The sequence below is a fragment of the Rhizobacter sp. P3_C12 genome (assembly GCF_056402735.1).
Genome location: NZ_JBFUGW010000518.1, coordinates 1 through 2,220, shown reverse-complemented (window position 1 = coordinate 2,220; position 2,220 = coordinate 1). Strand labels below are relative to the sequence as shown.

Genomic DNA, 2,220 nt, shown 5'->3' with positions numbered 1-2,220 from the left:
CGAACGGCCAATCGCGTGCCTGCCAGACCGAGTGGGTCACCGTCCTTGCGCCTGCGCCCCATTGAGAGGTCTCCTTCGTTTTGCTGCCCAGTCTTGCAGCCCTGTGACGTTGGGTTCCATCGCAGCAGAGCGCCCCTGGCCCGAGGGAGCCAAGCGAGCAGCGCCAAACACGCGCTCAAGCTCGGACCGCATGATGACTGGGTGGCCGTTTGGCTTCGTGGCAACGTGTAGTCCAGCGCGCCTGAGGAAGCGGACCCGGGCCGCAGCAGTCAGAAGTGGTTGGCACAGCTGCGCCACCTCGTCGTCGTCAAGCCAGGGCGCCATTTAGTGGATCACCTCGTCGTGGGTGCGGGCGGGCGCGGCTTGATCCGATTCGGAGCTGGCCGTCTCGCTCGGACTAGAGCCATCCACGTTTGATTGACTGAGATCCTCCTGCGCAAACGCTTCTGCGGCATGCCCGACTTCTGCTGCCCACTTGCCTTGGCTAGGTCGTTTGGGTGCGGACTTCGGGCGACGGCGAGGAGCTGCACTCGGGCCGCGCTCTGAGGTCGACGAGACTCCGTAGTGCGCCGCGGCGGCAAGCAACTGCTCTGGCTTGCGATCGAGCGCGTGGGCGGGGACGCGCACGTTCTGGATCAGGGCGCAGTCGAGGATGAACAGCGTCAGCTCGTCGAGCGGCAGGGTTGCAATGTGCGCCTGCAGGCTGTTCCGCTCAACCCCGTGCAGTTCCGCCAGCATGCCTCTGTCCTCCCATGCCACGCCTGAGTGCGCCACCTGGGCGACCATCTGCAGGTCGAAGGCGCTTCGGGGTGCGACGGCCGCTGCGGCGCGCACGCGCGTGAGCAACGACATGCGGGCGTCGAGTTCGGCCTGCAACTCGGCCAATCGCTTCGCGTGCGCCGCCTCGCGCTTCTTGCGATCGGCATCGCTCTCGACATGCGAGCGCGATGACGCTGGTTCCTTGACCTTCACGCCGGCGGCCTTCACCTCATCGATCTTCACGACCTGGTGCGTCTTGCCGTTGCGCGGATCCTGGATGGTGACGACAGTCGGCTTCGCGTCCTTCGCCACCTTCTTCAGCGCGTCGCGCACGTCGGCGAGCTTGATGAAGCCGCCCTTGATGTTGCCGCACGCGTCGATCGCCTGGCGAGCTTTGGAGCCCTGCACGACGACCTTGCCGGCCTCCTGCAGCTTCGCGGCCTCGCGCTTCAGGTGTGCCTTCATCTTCTCGGCGAAGCAATCGGGGTCCGTACAGACGTCTGTACCGTGCACGGGCGCGCGATCGAGGTAGCGGCCGTACTTGTCCTTCCTGTCGGCGGGCGCGTTGATGTCGTCGAACTCCGGGRCGTTGCCGGTGCGCTTCGGGCAGCGCACGCAGTGCCCGGCGGCGGGCACCAGCATTTCGTCCTCGAKGTCGAAGATCGCGTCCTTCAGGTCKAGCGAGAACTTCTCGCTGAGCAGGTCACGGATGATGCGGTAGCTGCGCTTGCCRCCATCGTCCAGCTTCGCGTGATATTCCTTGCTGATGTAGTTGAGCGCCTTCTCCTGGAAAGCCGGCGTGCGCAGCCGCGCGATGAGCAGCGCGACCTCGCTGCCGACCTCCCCRGCCAGGCAGGCTTTGCGGACGGCGGGGCAGGCTTCCAGCAGCTTCAGCCGACCGTACACATAGCTGCGGCTCTTCCCGAACTTCGCCGCCAGATCGTCGGCCGTCAGGTTGTCGCCATCGATCATGGCCTGGAATCCCTCGGCCTCCTCGATCGGGTGCACGTCGGCGCGCTGCAGGTTCTCTGCGACCTGAGCGCTGCGCGCCTCGGCATCGGTCATCGTGCGGATCATGCAAGGCACCGACAGCCGCCCGGCCACCGCTGCCGCGCGGAAGCGGCGATGYCCGAAGACGATCTCGAAGCCATCGATGCCCATGACGACGATCGGCCGCACGAGCAGAGGCTCGTGGATGCGACCCTCGGCCACGATGTTGGCGGCCAGCTCGTCGATACCGACGAAGGTGCGGCGCGGATTGAACGGGCTCTCGTGGAGGTCGTCCAGCGGGATGTCGGTGATGATGTGTTCCATAGGTGCTCCGTGGATGTTCAGCGGCCGAGCCGGTGGGCTTGCTCTTGGCGTTGGAAATCGAGGAAGTCGGCGCGCTCGCTGAAGGCGTTGCGCCAATCGCTCCAGCGGGCCGTGCAGCGCTTGCGGGACATCAGGTCCACCCAAGGC

General features: G+C 66.0%; 1 protein-coding gene. It reads right to left on the bottom strand.

Features of this window, described 5'->3' with window-relative positions:
* Positions 1 to 324: 324 nt before the first annotated feature.
* On the bottom strand, positions 325 to 2,220 hold a 1,896-nt coding region (locus AC1DXV_RS33985; RefSeq protein ID WP_477937971.1), incomplete at its 5' end, for a ParB/RepB/Spo0J family partition protein.